The organism is Providencia sp. PROV272 (assembly GCF_049901975.1).
Lineage (GTDB): Bacteria > Pseudomonadota > Gammaproteobacteria > Enterobacterales > Enterobacteriaceae > Providencia > Providencia stuartii.
In genome coordinates, this window is sequence record NZ_CP096291.1 from 2,427,672 (window position 1) to 2,445,097 (window position 17,426).

At 35.8% G+C, this 17,426-nt stretch carries 15 protein-coding genes and 1 pseudogene; 6 read left to right on the forward strand and 10 right to left on the reverse strand.

Annotated features, from left to right (window positions below):
• Nucleotides 1–20: 20 nt before the first annotated feature.
• Nucleotides 21–536: a hypothetical protein gene (locus tag M1E93_RS11070; RefSeq protein WP_231405849.1), complete on the reverse strand. Its 516-nt coding sequence runs from the start codon at nucleotides 534–536 to the stop codon at nucleotides 21–23.
• Between the two features lie 358 nt (nucleotides 537–894).
• On the opposite strand from M1E93_RS11070, the gene M1E93_RS11075 reads away from it, so the two are divergent.
• Nucleotides 895–1,092, forward strand: a complete 198-nt coding sequence (locus tag M1E93_RS11075) for a hypothetical protein (RefSeq protein ID WP_061064093.1) — start codon at nucleotides 895–897, stop codon at nucleotides 1,090–1,092.
• Nucleotides 1,083–1,376, forward strand: coding sequence for a hypothetical protein (locus M1E93_RS11080; protein WP_061064094.1), 294 nt, complete (start codon nucleotides 1,083–1,085; stop codon nucleotides 1,374–1,376). Before M1E93_RS11075 ends, M1E93_RS11080 begins: the two co-directional genes overlap by 10 nt.
• 766 nt (nucleotides 1,377–2,142) lie before the next feature.
• Here the strand turns inward: M1E93_RS11080 and M1E93_RS11085 are convergent.
• The 7 genes and pseudogenes from M1E93_RS11085 to M1E93_RS11115 all read right to left on the reverse strand — a co-directional run.
• A pseudogene (locus tag M1E93_RS11085) lies at nucleotides 2,143–2,304 on the reverse strand (integrase core domain-containing protein); the annotation flags it as partial.
• Between the two features lie 271 nt (nucleotides 2,305–2,575).
• On the reverse strand, nucleotides 2,576–3,838 hold the full coding sequence (locus M1E93_RS11090; protein ID WP_196992984.1) for an ATP-grasp domain-containing protein: 1,263 nt from the start codon (nucleotides 3,836–3,838) through the stop codon (nucleotides 2,576–2,578).
• The gene (locus tag M1E93_RS11095) at nucleotides 3,771–4,730 is read right to left on the reverse strand and encodes a TauD/TfdA dioxygenase family protein (protein WP_040133085.1); all 960 of its coding nucleotides are present in this window, start codon (nucleotides 4,728–4,730) and stop codon (nucleotides 3,771–3,773) included. The genes M1E93_RS11090 and M1E93_RS11095 overlap by 68 nt, the downstream gene beginning before the upstream one ends.
• Nucleotides 4,699–5,781, reverse strand: coding sequence for a hypothetical protein (locus tag M1E93_RS11100; protein ID WP_163762048.1), 1,083 nt, complete (start codon nucleotides 5,779–5,781; stop codon nucleotides 4,699–4,701). The genes M1E93_RS11095 and M1E93_RS11100 overlap by 32 nt, the downstream gene beginning before the upstream one ends.
• Before the next feature lie 10 nt (nucleotides 5,782–5,791).
• Entirely contained in the window at nucleotides 5,792–6,910 is a 1,119-nt protein-coding gene (locus M1E93_RS11105; RefSeq protein WP_104873429.1) for a pyridoxal phosphate-dependent aminotransferase, read from the reverse strand.
• 99 nt (nucleotides 6,911–7,009) lie between these two features.
• The gene (locus M1E93_RS11110; RefSeq protein ID WP_196992985.1) at nucleotides 7,010–7,738 is read right to left on the reverse strand and encodes an iron-containing redox enzyme family protein; all 729 of its coding nucleotides are present in this window, start codon (nucleotides 7,736–7,738) and stop codon (nucleotides 7,010–7,012) included.
• A 42-nt stretch (nucleotides 7,739–7,780) separates the two neighbouring features.
• Nucleotides 7,781–8,437: a hypothetical protein gene (locus M1E93_RS11115; protein ID WP_426206916.1), complete on the reverse strand. Its 657-nt coding sequence runs from the start codon at nucleotides 8,435–8,437 to the stop codon at nucleotides 7,781–7,783.
• Between the two features lie 186 nt (nucleotides 8,438–8,623).
• Between M1E93_RS11115 and M1E93_RS11120 the strand changes: the two genes are divergently transcribed.
• Nucleotides 8,624–9,571, forward strand: coding sequence for an IS30 family transposase (locus tag M1E93_RS11120; protein WP_140035165.1), 948 nt, complete (start codon nucleotides 8,624–8,626; stop codon nucleotides 9,569–9,571).
• A gap of 999 nt (nucleotides 9,572–10,570) precedes the next feature.
• Nucleotides 10,571–10,756, forward strand: a complete 186-nt coding sequence (locus M1E93_RS11125; RefSeq protein ID WP_404935919.1) for a hypothetical protein — start codon at nucleotides 10,571–10,573, stop codon at nucleotides 10,754–10,756.
• Nucleotides 10,757–11,284: 528 nt separating this feature from the next.
• Here the strand turns inward: M1E93_RS11125 and M1E93_RS11130 are convergent.
• Nucleotides 11,285–12,172, reverse strand: coding sequence for a LysR family transcriptional regulator (locus M1E93_RS11130; RefSeq protein ID WP_004919341.1), 888 nt, complete (start codon nucleotides 12,170–12,172; stop codon nucleotides 11,285–11,287).
• Between the two features lie 125 nt (nucleotides 12,173–12,297).
• Here M1E93_RS11130 and M1E93_RS11135 point away from each other — a divergent pair, with 125 nt between their 5' ends.
• Nucleotides 12,298–13,947, forward strand: a complete 1,650-nt coding sequence (locus M1E93_RS11135; RefSeq protein WP_061064098.1) for an alpha-keto acid decarboxylase family protein — start codon at nucleotides 12,298–12,300, stop codon at nucleotides 13,945–13,947.
• Between the two features lie 68 nt (nucleotides 13,948–14,015).
• Here M1E93_RS11135 and dbpA read toward each other — a convergent pair whose 3' ends face one another.
• A complete protein-coding gene (gene dbpA, locus M1E93_RS11140) occupies nucleotides 14,016–15,389 on the reverse strand; it encodes an ATP-dependent RNA helicase DbpA (protein ID WP_014658258.1) in 1,374 nt (457 codons plus the stop codon).
• A 1,247-nt stretch (nucleotides 15,390–16,636) separates the two neighbouring features.
• On the opposite strand from dbpA, the gene M1E93_RS11145 reads away from it, so the two are divergent.
• Nucleotides 16,637–17,194: a hypothetical protein gene (locus tag M1E93_RS11145; protein ID WP_004919334.1), complete on the forward strand. Its 558-nt coding sequence runs from the start codon at nucleotides 16,637–16,639 to the stop codon at nucleotides 17,192–17,194.
• Nucleotides 17,195–17,426 lie beyond the last annotated feature (232 nt).

A 17,426-nucleotide genomic window follows, 5' to 3' on the forward strand; every position in this document is an offset into this window, starting at 1 on the left:
AGCATAAATGTAAGTCAAAATTAAAGGTTAAAAGAAGAGAACTGATAATCAACAATGTATGCGCCAATAGGCCCAGTTTCTATTGTAACCCATACCATTCCTGTATTTGTCTGAGTTTTCGATTTAGGGTTACCAATACAAAGTAATTTCCACTGCTCTGTATAAGTTTCTTTGATCCATATACCATATTTACATTGGCTAAATCGGCTAATGCTAGGGCCTGGCGATGTGATTTCATATTCAGTTTGGTAGCGAATTGTTTTGTTTGTTAATAAATAGGCCAACACATCAAACACAGGAACGATTAATACAAGGGCCATAAATCCAGACTGAAGAAAGTTTTTAAATGCATGCTTTAGTGGGCGACGTAGAATGCTCCAAACTCCACTAATTACACTTACAATAACAGTAAATGTAATAGAAATAATCCATTTTGGAAACCATTCAAATAACACCATTCTCGAGCCTAATATTAGCGACCAATACATGAGCGCTATCCATATGACACAAGGAACAACAATCCAGTAAACAGACATTGTTTTGTTCTTATTGCCCTTACTGTATGATTTGAATTGGTATTCCATATAAATCTTAATTATTTCCCTAAATTAATTACAATCCGGCTGATTATAATTATTTATTTTCTTGTATGGCAACAAGATTATAACCAAAATCGCACGTACGAAAGCTTAAATCACCTCCCTTCGGAGACCTATCGTAAATAGTTAGAAAACTCTAAATTGAAGTGTCTTAATTAATGGGGAGTGGACAAGTATGAATGTTAGTGAATATGAAAGCTTGATGAACACTGTCGCTTGGACTTCATCACCGAATGCATTAGAAGGAAAATGGTTTGCCACGACATATGACAATGCTGTTATTTGAGGTAGCAAAATGGAGCATGGTGGTGATACATTTAAAGTTGTACAAATAAATGTACCAGATGAGATTGCTAAAAAATGGCATTTTGCCCCTCATTTAGATAGCATTGATCCAGCTAGATTTGCCACATTAGATGGTCTTAATAATTCTAATGTAAAAATAACTTGGAGTAAAAATGTCACAGTGAAAGGAAACCAAAGATGCATTTAGTAAAAATAAAATGGGTACAAAAAAAAGATGGGGGTCGGTCAATGCCACCAAGCGTAGGTCGATATTATGCTGTATCAAGATTCCCCGAAGATATTAATTGGCAAAACAATGCTTGGAGTGTAATTTTTGATATACATTCCACAAAATTAGAAAATGATGAATTTATAAGTGAAGGTGGCGTTGATTTCTTAATGGACAACGCCCCGAAAGAACGCATGGAAAAACATAGCACCTTTGATATATATGAAGGCCCCAAAAAAGTAGCCACTGTTTTTTTAAAATAATATATGCTTACGTTACCTGACTTACAGTTATCATACTTTAGCTAACCTGAGCTCGGGATAAGAAAAAAGTAATGAACTAAAAGCGGATTCCGTGCTCAGATCTTTCGACCAAAAAATCACTGTTCACTAAGGAACCCGACAACAACTTATAGTGGAAATAGCAAAAAATGATAAAAAATCTAAATGATTTTATTTTCAGTACACTTTGTTCTGTAAAAAATAAATACGAATTTGAAGGAATACATTCAGTATCAGTTGAGGCTAAAATAATTGGTTCTGATTCTATTTTTTAGCTTAGTTTATTAATTCTACCAAAATACATATTAGATGATAAATATGATGAAATAGTATTAGAAGTGAGATCTAGAGATCACTCTAACTATAATTTAGATATATCTAATTCAAAAGACATTATTTATCAAAAAATTGAAAATGTTAGTGACGCCTCAGAAATAAGCAACTTTATTGGTAATAGTTATAATCTAATTCTTTTTATCTTAAGTAAAATTTCAAGAGTTAATTTACCTTTGCCTTTACTTAAAAAATAATAATCATATATATAAGCAGAGGCAATTCTGCTTCACCAATCTAATATATAAAATGTGAATGTTAATATCACAGCGACATTAACAGAGCCCCACTCTATGTGACCAATGCGCAAGGCAATCCTATTTGGCCAGGCAAATAGAACGCTTTGGTTTTGTTAGCAATAGCCCATTGAGTTTCTACCCCGACCCTGAGCGTGAGGTGAGGTGTCCACTCCCCATTAATTAAGACACCCTAAACTAGAGTTTTCTAACTGTTTACGATAAGCCTCCGGTGGAAGGTTATTTAAACTTTCATGGGTTCGGCTCAAGTTATAATATTACTGCCAATACCACACTAATTGTCTAACTTAGCTCAACGATTCAAATAAATAAGCGTTCAAAGAGTCCGCTACGTTGGTGAAAACTGTGCTACTGGAAATCAACTACTTTTAGGGGAGATTACCGGACAACTGGATAGATTATTATACATAGTCAGAACAAAGCGGTTTAAGGAAGATATTTTGTATGTTCAGTAATAGCGAATACCGAGGGGTCATTATCATTGATAAAAAGCACGACAAGTAGCGCACTTACAAAAACTTGAAGTGAAGTGCCCTACCATATAATGTATTCTAAATTATACATTGGAATAGTTAGCAATTATTTCATTTTTTATATACAAGTCACAGGAACCCAATCTTGAAGCTTTTCAAAATCGCTACGTAGTTGTTCTCTATTATCATTCGTGAACATCAGGATACCTGCGGTATCAATAAGCGAACGCGAATTAACAACATCACCAACTTTAACATGCCAGTCTATATGCCAATGACTCATTAACTGAGGCTCATTTAGCGCGATAACAGTACCATGCCCTACGGGCAATAATGCTGAAACAACATTATTTTTCATATTAGGGCTAATTTTATTTAATTCATCAGACTCAGCTGCTTGTAAAAGCGTAGCGTCAATAAGGTTAATATTACTATTTTTGGTATGGAATGGGACCCCTATTCCACCAGGGACTCGAGCAGCAATTTCGAGAAAAACTATATCTTGAGAGTTATCTTTGATAAATAACTCATGGTGAGTAGAACCGTTTTTAAGGTCTAATTCGGTGATCAATGTTTGATTAAATTCAAATAGTCGTTGGTATTGTTCTATGCTTGTAACAGGATAAACCGACAGTGGTTTTCCCATGACAAAATCAAAATTGCTGCATCCTAATTCTAATATTCCACAAAATACAACTTTGCCATTTCGTATAAAGGAATCACATTGGTACATTTTTCCACTAATAAACTCATCAATCTCATAAGAGAATGTATGCTCATCAGTGCTTATCATTTCTTTAACGTCCTGTAAATCAACTTCCGAATTGATTATTTTTATATTAAAGCTACCAGCTCCAGTGGTTGGTTTGACGATCATTTTTTCACCAAGAAATTCTTTTAGCTCATGATAATAATCGCGAAGATTGTTATTTAATAATTCTATATCCAGCTTTTTATGTTTAGGTATTGCGTTGGGTAAAACTGCACTAATACATTGTTTCATAATTAACTTATCACGAAATTTTAATACGATATCTGTTTGTTCACCATCGATATCAAATGCTAAGCGGAGTTTTGCTGCTGTTAATACATTATCTTCTTGCTGACAATAAATAGCGATATCTTTAGATGAGTCAACTAGAGCAATCTCTTGTTTTACGATTTCAGAGACTTGGTCAAAATTTAATTCAGGCCGTAAGCTTTCTGTCGTATTTCCATTGACATGATAAACCTTTGCCAATTTTGTGGACAAAAAAGGATAAACTTCTTCATTGTGTGTAATAACTAAAACCAAACGGGTTTGCTGAGATAAATTAAGTAGTACAGCCTCTGAAGCAAATTGTAGGTAAGATTGAGAAAGGAGTATGACTGTTTTTTTCATAACAAGGCCCTCTATTAGAGTAATTGACGTTAATACGGTATAACAGACGACTATTTTTAATATTATGGCTAGGCTTAATGGCATATCCACGATGAAGCGTCAGTAAATTATCCCAAATAATGATATCGTTAGAAAAATAACGGTGTTGATAGAATTGAGAATTTTCAATAATGAAATCTTCCAGCTCATTCAATAGTGGTAGCGATACTTCTTGGGATACTCCGTCAAAACAAATGGCAGTACCAGAAACAGCAAAAAGAGATTGCTGTCCAGTATATGGATGAACTTGAACTAAATTGTGTACTACTGGAGAAAGAGTAATCTGTTGAGCATTAGTTAATCGTTGAGTTGGCTGTGATGGGTCAAACATAGCTCTTCGATTACCAAAAGTATGATGTACCTGAATCGCCTCTAAAGATGTTCCACAGATATTCTCAAGCTTTGTAAGGAGAGCTGAGTTCTTACGAAGAATACTAAGTGCATCAACCATATCTATAAATTGAGTATAACCACCATAATCAGGCTCTCTTAAGGACATCAGTGCTGTTGCAATACCAATTTGGGGTTTATACGACATATCCGTATGCCAGTATGCTCCGCCATCTAAAATTCCTTCATTTTCACCTGTCGGCGTAATATAATTTGATATACGAATGATATCTTTATATCCACTGACGGAGAAATTCTGTAAAATATGTTGTTCAGGAGTTCCTATCGACAACATTAGCTGATAATAATCTTCTAGAGATAACTTTTTATTGCGTAATATAATCACCTTTCCAGAATGAAGTAGAGAATTTAAATTATACTTTTTTATATCATCAATTGTTTTGTCAAACCCATTGACTTCATAGATGAAATTATCCAATAGCATTTTGACTTTCATATTCATACTCGACCTTATTCATGGTATTAACCGATTTTGCTCCGGCTAAAGTACCTGCAACATATAACCCAGCAACAGCTGTGCGCCCTAACTCATTTGAGATATAGCCTTGATCATTCAATTGTAGTTGACTAAAATTATGAGAAGGTAAAGTACATGTAACTCCAATTGCTGAAATACACAAAGTATCTTCCGAAGGAATGGAAAGAATTTTTGTATTTTCGCCATTTATATCAGAAGAAAGAGCGGAGTATGAAATATTAGCAATATGTATTTGATTTTTCGATTTTTCAATTTTCACATTTAAATATTTCCCATCAGAATATAATGAAGAGTAAATAAAGAATGACAGGTAATCTGTATTTTCAAAGTCATGACTTTTCCAAATTTTTTCAATCGTAATTTGGCTTGGCGCACGAAGAGCAAATCTATTTTTGGTTTCTTGAGGAAATATACCTAGATATTCTCGTGCCAAAATTGTCGTATTTAACCCATGAGAAACCGCAATATTTGCAAGTTGAAAAGCCGTATTCCCACTACCTAAAATCACAGCACGTTTATAATTATTAATAAATGAACCATTTTGGTTAAATAATTTATAGGCTGAAAAACAGTTTATATGTGGTAATAAGGAAAAAATATCTGGAGTTGCTTTCGATTTAAGACCCGTTGCTAGAACCAATCCATCTGAATAATAAATTTTTTTACCAAACTGAGAATCCACATGACAACTAAATTTAGTTTTTATTTTAGTAAACCAATTCACTTTTCCTATAATAATTTTAATTGGAAGGCCATCAAAAATGCGCTTAATATACTGAATATATTCATTTGCAGTTGGCGGCAGATCGTTGAGAGCCATACTGTCTGCTAGAGACAATGTAGTTTCATGTAAAGTTAATTCATTGCAATAAGACTGAAGCCTTTTATCTCCCATCATTTCCATACAACCACCAATTTGTTCAGTGATGATTGTGACATTTTTACCTAAAGAACAAAGGCGTGATGCTTCTATTGCAGCGGAAGGACCGCCACCAATAACAATAAATGAGCTCATATGCGAATCCTTACAAATGAGAAAACATTAAACGCTGACATGCCGAATCGATAGTTGAGTCACTTAAGGCAAATGAGAATCTCAACCAATGAGTGTCTTTATTATGAAAAAAATCATTAAGTGGTAATGGTGTAATCCCAAAATTTAAGGTAAAAAAAATAGCTTGTTCGATAAGTGGCTGATAAGCAAGTTTAGGATGTGATGCCATAATAAAATGTCCACCATTAGCGGTAATCAAATTAAATCCTGCTTGAGATAGCGCTTCGCCCAATCTTGTTGCTCGTTTGTGATATGTTTGAGATACGCTATCTAGTTTAGAAAAGGGAACCATTTGAATCAAAGCTAAAGACGCCTTTTGCAATAATTCGGGTTGGCAATTAGACATATGTTGATGAGCTATAAGAGCTCGTTTTAATAGTCTTTTTTCTCCAACAAGCCATCCCACTCTAGCTCCTGTAGCTGCAAAACTTTTTGATACAGAACCTGCAATTAATATATTACGTTGAGACATGCTTGCGTAAGGGGTTAATTCATTGGTAAAATTGAAATGGCGGTAAACATCATCAATTAATATCGCGCAACCAGTTACTTCTTGAATTAACCATAATTGCTGCCAATCATCAGCAGTAAAAACTGTTCCTGAAGGATTATGTGGTGTATTAATTAAAACAATACTTTTTGCATTAATAACCCGCTTCAATGTACTCCAATCTATAATTAGTTGTTCCGCATATTTTTGCATTAAGATAGGAACAAAGTTGAGATGAGCTAGTTTAGCTAATCCTGGGTAATAAGAATAAAACGGCTCCATCACCACGAGGTCACGGTAACCGTTTTCACTCCATGCATATAATGCACATAATAATGCTTCAGTACAACCGGAGGTAATAATTGCATCGTCAAATGCATTTGAAAAAAAGGAGCTAAGTAATTTTTGAATGAGTGGAGAATATCCTGCTGAAGGTTGATATTGCCACGTATTCATAGATAAGTCACTTATAGTTTTATTCCATAAATCATCATAAATATTATCAGGAATTCCTTGTGAAAGGTTTAAAGCATTATTTTTCTTAGCGATTAAAGACATGTGCTCAAAAATACCTACCAATGAATCATTGTTCTTAATCATTAGCTCACCTATTCATTATTAATGAATAACATACGGATGAATTTAAAGTTCAGCATCCCACATGTTTATTATTATAAAAAGGTTATAATTTCTATTAGGTTAGGCTGTTTTTTGTGAGATTAAATTAACATGACTAACCGCCAATCTATTGAGACCTTTCCAAAAATTATTAAGCAATTCTAATATTTGTCGTGCACCTTCAATTATTTCAAATTTAGAAGCATCATCTTTTGCAGCGGCCAGCGTGGCTTCTTGAATCCAATCAACGTGATTACATTCAATTAAAATATGCAAATAGAAATAATTATAATCTTCATGTTTCCAACCTTTATATAAGCGAAATCCCTCATAAAGATTAACTATCATAGGAAAACCAAACTCTTCAATAACATAGTGCGCACCTAATGCATAATTCGGTGATTCAACCAAAAAAAGACGATTTAAATTTTCAATTAACTCTTTAGTTTCTTGATTGTAATTTGCAGTTTTATATTCATCTAGAGTGATACCAATTCCAGCTAATACATTTTCAAACATGATATAATGAGCATCTCCCTTACCATCACCTAGTTCAGAAACTACTGTACGACAAATTTTCAATCGAATGAGTTCATCGCTTACTCGAGGAGCTAATCCTGAAAGAATTTGTGGAAAAGTACGAATATAATAATAGTATTGCTGAAATATAGTTTTAGCTGTATCAAGAGGTAGCGCCTCTTTTTGAAATGTTTTATAGAATTCATTTTCATTTATCCCTGAGTTATTTATCATCTCTCGGATTTCTTCTATTAAATTTTTGTCATTTATGTTTTCTTGTAATGTGGTCATGTTAATTCCTCATTTTAGATTAGTGTTTTCAGGATCTAGGCATTACTTAATTACTTGTGATTTTTCATTCATTAATATGTTACTAATAATTAATGATAAGCTTACTAACCCTATTAAAATAGGTACCCAAAAATTATTCCAAGGAGACACAAAATATTCAGCAGTAAGTGCAACCACTGGTACTAACGGTGTTAAAATAGATACGCGTTCAGCTCCCAACTTAAGAATCGCATGTTGTAAGCAAAATATAGGAATGACAACAAATATGATTGAAAGAAATACTAGTTTTAATAAGGAGTATAAATCAGTTGTGACTATAATGAATAGTTGCTCATGTGCTAAAGAACTTGTTACTATTAGTAAAATAATAAAGCGTGTTGTTAGTATATTTAAGGTGGTTGCACCAGCAATTTTTCTAAATTTAGCTGAAAGGAAAACATAAATGCCACCAGTACTTCCTGCTATAGAGGCTAGAATAATTCCCTCTAATAAAATCGAGGAGTTAATATAATGGTTATTACTGTTAAAATATAATCTGGCAAAAATCAACATGAAAATAGAAATGGCAATTAGTAATGGCCCTAATATCTTGAACCAATTATTGCCCCCCTTACATAAGCTCAATAGCATAACGATAATGGGAATCCATCCTTGATAAATAGCAGATTCAACAGATGCTTCGATACGCTGTAATGCCATAAACATCAATAACCAACTTGTCAAAGTCAGAATATTAAACCAAAATACAATAAGTTTATTTTTTATAATGAAATTAAATGTTCGCGAATTCAGATAATAAGTGCAACGCTCGGTCATGTTAGATGGAAGGACGGTTAGCTACTGATAAGCTATCCTGCTCTTCCGACCAAAGATGAGCGAGTAAGTATGAAGTATCAGCAACTAACCGAAGGACAACGATACCAGATATCGATACTGCGTGAGGATAATTTATCCTGCCATGAGATAGGTATCCGTATCGGTGTAAGCAAGTCCACGGTCTCCCGTGAACTGAGGCGTAACACTTCAGATACTGGTTATAACCCACAACAGGCACACCAGAAGTGCTGTGATAGGCGGCTGTCATCTGCCAAAAGGACAATTCCTCAGCAGACCATAGATTTCGTGATATTTGCTCTGGAGTGGAAGTGGAGTCCTGAGCAAATAAGTGCAATTGGCAGCATTATTGGTCTTAGCGTCAGCCATGAATGGATTTACCAGTATATCTATGCGGATAAGCGTAGCGGTGGCGAGTTGTACAGGCATCTTAGGCAGGGCAAACGGCGATATCGTAAGGGCTACGGGCAGAAACGAGGGCGCATCCCTGATGCGGTATCCATTGAGCTACGGCCGTCAGTCGTCGATGACCGTAGCCGTCTGGGGGACTGGGAGGCCGATTTGGTGCAGGGTAAACAGGGCACTGGTGCTATCGTGACACTGGCAGAACGCAAAAGCCGTATTTACCTGACAAAAAAGGTGTTTTCAAAGGATGCGGTGGAAGTCAGTAAGGCCATTATCTCACTGCTGAGTGAGTATCAGGATGTATGTCACACAATAACGTTCGATAACGGTCTAGAGTTTAGTGAGCACAAGGCGATAGCAGAAGCACTGAACGCAGATACGTACTTTGCCCATCCGTATGCCTCGCATGAGCGTGGGCTGAACGAGAATACGAATGGGTTGTTAAGACAGTTTATCCCGAAAGGAACAGACCTGCGGACAGTGACAGAAGAAGACTTACAACGCTATCAGGGAGCGTTGAACAGCAGGCCACGCAAGTGTCTGGGGTTCAGACAACCTTCGGTGGTGTTTGCGGAGCTAAGAAAGGCGGCTTAGCGTTGCACTTCGGACTTGAATCCGCCGTTTGTTGTTTTGTTATAATGGCAAGTAAAAGGAATATAATTTGTGCTACCAATAATGTGAAAAAGGTTAGCGACACTCCACTAATTTGTGTAAAACTCATTGATACCCACACAGCAGAAATAAAAGTAAATAAACAGTAAATTATAATACACAGCCAACCTGAACTTTTTACAATAAAAGATATCAAGTTAATATGTAGAGTTTTATTCATTCAGTATTCCAACATTGTGATTTTAGTTAATAATCATATTATTTAATAAATAACTAGAATGAGTGAAAGAGTCTAGCTATAACAGACAGAGTGCATAGATACACTATGCGATTCGTCTATTTAGTATGGCTAAAATTCATTTATCTCAAGCTATCTTTTTATATTAAAAGTTTTTTCACATTCAGATTTAAATTCACAAATTTACCCTAAATAACTTATTGAACTAGTTATATCTAATTTTATCAATACTATGTTGGTAATAACATATCACTAACTTGAGATTAAGTTTTTTTGTAGTGATTGTTCATCTTTGCGGCATTCTGTAATCTCCCAGCTAGATCTGAGCTAAAACCTGCATTGATGCATACCTAAGTTTATTTTTGTTATAACACTCATCTACATTATCCTTTAATTTACACTAGTAAATATTTACCATAACGTTTTTAATCAGATTAAAACCTTATGATGTTATAAATAGCACACTTAAAATAGAATTACATGTATTTAATTATCATAAAAAGACAGTCCAAATGATATTTTGGTTATGAACTATAATAGTGCAATTTCCTTAAAGGTTGTATTAGACTCTAATTATTAAAGCTGTATATTAATTAATAATATATATTTTTAATTATTGAATGTGCTTTTTTATGCGAAATCAAGAACATTATTTTTATTATTAGGATATTAATTGTGTTAGAAAAAAAACAAAGCTAAAACGCTTTCACGACGCAATTTGTGACGGACAAGGTCGAGATAAAATAAAAGCCGTTCTTCTTGCTTCCGAAGGATGGAGTACTGACCTGATCGCTCAGGTATTAAGATTTCACCAGACTACCATTTATCAGCATATCAGCGAGTACCTTAATCAAGGCAAATTCAACTCTGAGAATGGTGGCTCCAACAGCTTATTTGTCTGTGAAAAAATAAATATTTTAATCGACTAATTAGTTCAAATTTTATTTCTTCATACACTCAAAATAGTGGCTTATATTTTTACTAGTTGGTCTTTTCATTTTAGCATTCCAGATATAAATATATGGCTATACCGCCAGTATTTTTCTTGTTAAAAACTGCGGGTGCATCGCTAAGCCGCTGGCGGACCTGAATTATAGAATTAACCACGATGCACTCACTCTCCTGCGAACCCCAGAACGAGATCAAGCCTTGATGAAGCTATAATTTAAATTATGTATTTACCTGCTTTTGATATGTTAATCCCAACAACAAACTAGGCAAATCACAGAGTCTTACCCCACAATAAACTCACGCCCCCTAAGACTAAACTCATATACCAATAAAATCTTGCATAATTATATGTAATAGTATGTTGCTTTTTAAATCAGATAAAAAATTGGTGGATAAACTCTATCCAACATCTAAAAAATAAGTCTTCTTGTTCCTTATCCTTAAGAGAAAGTGGCTATACAATCATTTTTCTTTCTATAAAAAACATTTTTGCCATCAATGCCTCATTATTGGATGTTTAACATTTCTTTTGCCAGCGCATTCCAAGCTTTTGCCCTGCGGCTTTGATGACTATTTTTCAATGTTGCTAAAGCGACTTCATAAGAGAGTACAGGCTCTATTACAGGAATAATTGACAAACCATCTGCACGTGTTTTATTCCACATACTATCTGGTAATAATGTTACACCAACCCCTGCCCTTACCATCGCTGTTACAAGATCTAAATGGCTACTGCGCCCAGCAATAACCGGTTTTTTTCCATAGATCCCACAAGCGCTCATGACTAACTCATTTATGCGAAAGTCCTCAGAGAAGAAAATAAACGGCTCATCAATAAGCTCTGCAAACTTCACCGAGTTACGCATAGCTAGCGGATGCTGTTCACTCACTAACAGCATCAATCGATCTGACGAAAAAACGTGTAAGTCAAACAATTCATTGTCGAAAGGCAGCATCACTGCCGCGGTCTCCACCTCGCCGTTTAACATCGCCTCCATCATCTTATGCGTGCCTAGCTCCAAAATTTTTAATTCCACCTGTGGGTAACGTCGACTAAATGCCATGATGATATCCGCAAAATAAGTTGACGCGATGACAGGTGGTAATCCTACATTCAAAATACCGGACAGAGGCCCTTCTTTCTCTTTTAACGCCTTATTCATGCTATTAAATTGTTTGAGTATTTGTTTTGCATGACTCAATAAAATTTCGCCTTCATCCGTCAGTCTCACTCCATCGTTTTCTCTCACTAATAATGTATAACCAAGCTCTTGCTCTAACTTTTGAATGCTACGGCTAATCGCAGGTTGGGTCACAAATAAACGTTCTGCTGCTCGGCTAAACCCATTTAGCTGTACCACTTCAACAAAATAACGCAATGAACGTATATCCATGTCTGCTCCTATGAGTTTTTGTTATAGATGGAATAATTATAAATAATTTCCACTAAAGAAAGATCTACGTTAGAACTAATAAAAAGCAGAATTATCGGCTAACGTGATCATTAGGAGATAATATAATGAATAAAACCGTCATCGAACATGTTTTAGCACGCTTAAATGAGATCGGCATCAATGATATTTTTGGCGTCGCAGGTGATTACGCATTCCCCATAGAAGATGCGGTCTGTGAAAGTAACAATATGCGTTGGATTGGTAATTGTAATGAACTCAATGCCTCATATGCAGCTGATGGATATGCTCGTATTAAAGGTGCCGCTGCACTTTCAACCACATTTGGTGTAGGAGAATTAAGCGCACTCAACGGCATTGCAGGCTCCTATGCAGAACATCTTCCTATCTTTCATTTAGTTGGTATGCCTGCCAGTGGTGTACAAAAAAACCATAAACTCGTTCACCATACGCTCGGCAATGGTGATTTCGATGTTTTTTATCAAATGAGTCAACACCTAAGCTGCGCTCACGCAATTTTAACCCCTGAAAACTGTATTGCCGAAACCGAACGCTTAATTATAACGGCCCTACGTGAACGCCGTCCTGTTTATATTGGTTTACCCGCAGATTATGCGGTCATGCCAGTCGTTACAGATAAAAATACTGATACCCCTGTTATTCATAAAAGTAATAATGAGTCATTATCAGCCGCCGTTACGGCTATTTTAGAAAAGCTAAATTCAAGCCAAAAAGCCTGCATAATTCCTGGTATTTTAAGTGCTCGATTAGGCTATGCTAATGAAGTGCAAGCAATTATTGATAAGACTGGGTTACCTTACGCCACCATGTTTATGGATAAAAGCATTGTCAGTGAATCCAATCCAACTTATATGGGGATCTATAACGGCAAATTAATGAATACACAAGTAGGTGAATTTGTCGAAAGTTGTGATTGCGTGCTGGGAATTGGAGCTGTCCTTACCGATTTTAACTCTGGTAGCTTTACCGCTACTATTCTCCCTGAGCATCGAATTAATATCCTTGCCGACCATGTGAAAGTGGGCTCTGCTATCTATCCTCAAGTCTATATGCAAGATGTACTGGTTAAGCTCAAAGAGCTTGCTCCTTCATTGCATCACCAAGGGATAAAAGCTCAAGGTCTCGGTACGCCAGTTCAGGGGGAAAATGGGCAAATTACTGCAAACTATCTTTATCCGCGACTTGAGCAGATGTTCAAAAAAGACGATATTATTATCGCGGAAACAGGTACAGCATCGATGGGATTAGGTTTTGCTCTGCTTCCACAAAATGCACAATTCCATAACCAAACACTCTGGGGCTCTATTGGTTGGGCAACACCTGCGGCTTTTGGTGCTGCAATAGCTGAACCTAATCGCCGTATTATCTTAATTACTGGTGAAGGTTCTCATCAGTTAACCGCCCAAGAGATTAGCCAATTCGCTCGCTTTGGCTTAAAACCCATTATTTTTGTCCTTAATAATGATGGTTATCTTATTGAACGCTTACTCTGTAAAGATCCTGAAGCCTACTATAATGACTTACCGCAATGGCACTATGCCCAATTACCTGCTGCACTTGGTTGCCAAGATTGGTATTGCCAAAAGGTCACCCGTTGCGATGAGTTAGATGCCGCAATTAATATGGCTGAATCGCAAAATCGTGCGGCATATATTGAGGTTGTGATGGATAGATATGCATCTTCTGAGCTGGCAGAAAAACTCGGTCAATCCATTGAATCTCTGTATTCATTTTAAGTAATGATTACCTACCATTAGCCATGTCATACAAACCACACGGCTAATGGTTGCCTATATTGCTAGTTTTATTTTAACAATCTTACTTTAACGGATTTACCTTTAATTTTTCCTTGCTGCAATTGTTTCCAAGCATGGCGTGCAGCAGACTGTTTGATTGCGACATATGCATGCATTGGATGAATAGTAATTTTACCAATATCATCCCCTGCCAAGCCAATATCTCCTGTTAACGCCCCAAGAATATCGCCAGGTCGCATCTTCGCTTTTTTACCACCATCAATACACAGTGTTACCATTGAAGCTTCAAGTGGTGTGATAGTTAAGCCGGTTGGTACTGACTTCCAGTTAAGCTTTATATTTAACATTTCTTCTAACACATTAGCGCGTTGAGCTTCTTCAGGAGCACAAAGGCTAATCGCTAACCCACTTTCACCTGCACGCGCTGTACGACCAATGCGATGAACATGCACCTCTGGATCCCATGACAATTCATAGTTAATTACCATTTCCAATGATTTGATATCCAACCCACGAGCCGCCACATCGGTTGCAACTAATACACGACTACTGCCATTAGCAAAACGAACAAGCGTTTGATCTCGCTCACGTTGTTCCATATCACCATGCAATACTAAAACACTTTGATGGCACTCATTTAGTGCATCATACACCGCTTGGCAATCTTTTTTTGTGTTACAAAATACCACACAAGATGCGGGTTGCTGTTGGCTTAACAGTTTTTGTAATAAATCTATTTTTTCATGACGAGCGACTTCATAAAACCGTTGTTCAATAGCAGGTAATTCATCAACTGAATTGATTTCAATCGTTATTGCATTACGTTGGATACGCTGGCTCATTGCTGTAATTGTTTCTGGCCACGTAGCTGAAAATAATAGTGTTTGACGGCTAATGGGCGCATAGCTGATCACTTCATCAATATCATCAGCAAATCCCATATCCAGCATGCGATCTGCTTCATCTAATACCAATGTTTGTAATGTATCCAGTTTTACGGTTTCTTTGTTCAAGTGGTCAAGAAGTCGCCCCGGCGTGGCAACAATGATATGAGCCGCGTGGATTAAGGAATCTCGTTGCACACTAAATGGCACACCACCACAAAGTGTTAAGATCTTAATATTTGCCATATAACGTGCTAAGCGGCGCAGTTCGCTCGCGACTTGATCTGCTAATTCTCGAGTCGGGCACAATACCAGTGATTGTGTACTGAACTGTTTCGCATCGATGTGTTGTAACAGACCCAGTCCAAAAGCAGCGGTTTTACCACTTCCCGTTTTTGCCTGAGCACGGACGTCTTTGCCTGCAAGGATCGCTGGTAACGCAGCCTCCTGAATTGGCGTCATTGTTACGTAACCTAGCTCAGTAAGGTTAGCAAGTTGTTCTTCAGGTAGCGTGTTAAGTTCAGCAAATGAGGTCACAATGAAAATTCCGAATAAAATGTAAAAAAGCTAATGGCTGGTCATGATACTATCCCTTCTCTGACGTGTCGTGAGGAATTTACATCAATCACTGCCAGCCAAGTTCGCAACATGGACATAATCTATCCATCAAGAAGAAGGTCGCACTGGTTTCATTCGTAGTTCTATTTTGCGACTAAGCGCCTATCTTAAGTTTTACGGAGAGTAAGCCGAATCGTCGACTATCATTTTTATGTTTGCTGTTAAATGATACGCTATGATTTTAGTCATTGTTAACACTAAAATGACCTAGTATAAATTTCAGGAAATATTCATTGAAGCATATTATGAGTAATATTGTGGCTATCTACCTTTATCGCTATAAATCGAAGTAGTCATTTCGATATTAAAATAATGGTGCTTTATGTTTGAGATTATTAATGGTACATGGCGATATTTTTATATCATACAATTGATTTGATTTGTTCTCTTTGACGTAATCAAAAAGCACCTATTGGTAAGCAAGCTTTCAATTGAAAAACCCACAATAATGACTAAGCATGATAAATACAGCAATTCCCCTAAGGTTTGAGGCTCCCCAAATACTCAATACGGTATCTGAATCTTGTTCAGGAGAAACAAGTCTCTCATTTGCTAGCATTAATAGTGATAAAAATTATTACCCTCTATTTATAAAATAATGATAAAACACACCTTCCCATTAATCTTCAATTAAAAGAAGGATCACCAAAATTAATACCAAATAATTATAATTTTTTAAAAAAACTATATAGTGACGTTAGCAAAGTCATTCGCCATGGTTTTGACACCATCTGCCATCATTCCCATATTTAAAAGCATAATATCTCGAAATCGCACGCTACCTCGCTCTATAAACATCAAGCTAAGAAACGATACAGCCATATTTTATCAGATAAAACAACAAGTAGAACACTCAACTAAATTAGTTATTTTTCAAAAAATTACAAGACTATCCGCAAATATCGCTGACAGTGAAAATAAATCCTTCAAGTAAAAATACTTAGCTATAAGTATTTTGATCTAAATACTCAAAAAAAACAATAATTTGAATATTTATCTCAACTAGAAACAATATAACAACACAAAAATCCGTTATCGATCACATTATCAATACAATATATCAAATAGTATTATTGCCATTAGATAGTGTGTGGTTTTATAGCATAAACCACTAATCTATTTAATAGCACCACAACATCACTTTATTTAAAACTAAGGGTATTAAAATGACTACAACATTCTCCGAAATAAACGATATTGCAATTGGAGCAGTAAAGACAAACAATAGTAATGTGAGTTCTTGGCAGGTTTCAAAAAAGAAAGGAATGATGAGAGGTATTTCTGCGACTGTCTCAGGCCAAGGCGCTGTTGTTCGATTACAAGGTGACATGGATTTTAGTATTATTAGCCTTGAATCGTCGGCTAAGTATCAACAGCTGCTTAATGAATATAAATTTGGCGCAGGTCTTACTGCTTTCTTTGCGTGGGTTTCAGCTAACTTTAGTGTCGAAACTCATAGACAAGAAATACACGCAACCTTAGATGAGCTATCAACTACTCAACAAATTAACGGAAAGGTTCATATTGATATGAATGTAACTGGCATATATCCTAATGTGGAAGTTACTGCAATGGCCTATGTTAATATTCTTAAGGTAACCAATAGTGAAGGAAATGAATTTAGCCTTGCTAGCGCAGCAACCCCTAATATTGACACAGGTGCAGCTGATCATGATGGTAATTCACTGCCAACATCAGATAATAATTCGGTAATTTATTTATAGTAATAAAAATCAATTTTACTTATTTGATTTAATCGTAAATATGATTTTATCTATAATTTAATTTATCTCATTTTCTCTTTGTATTACTCAATGAGCAGTATTCTTCTGCTCATTGAGTCTTATGACTTAATTTTAATAATCTGCGCCAACACTTTTTTAATATAATTAAAATCATTACATAAATATAAATCCTATTACTTAGGACTGATAGATTAATTAAAAATGTTCGTAT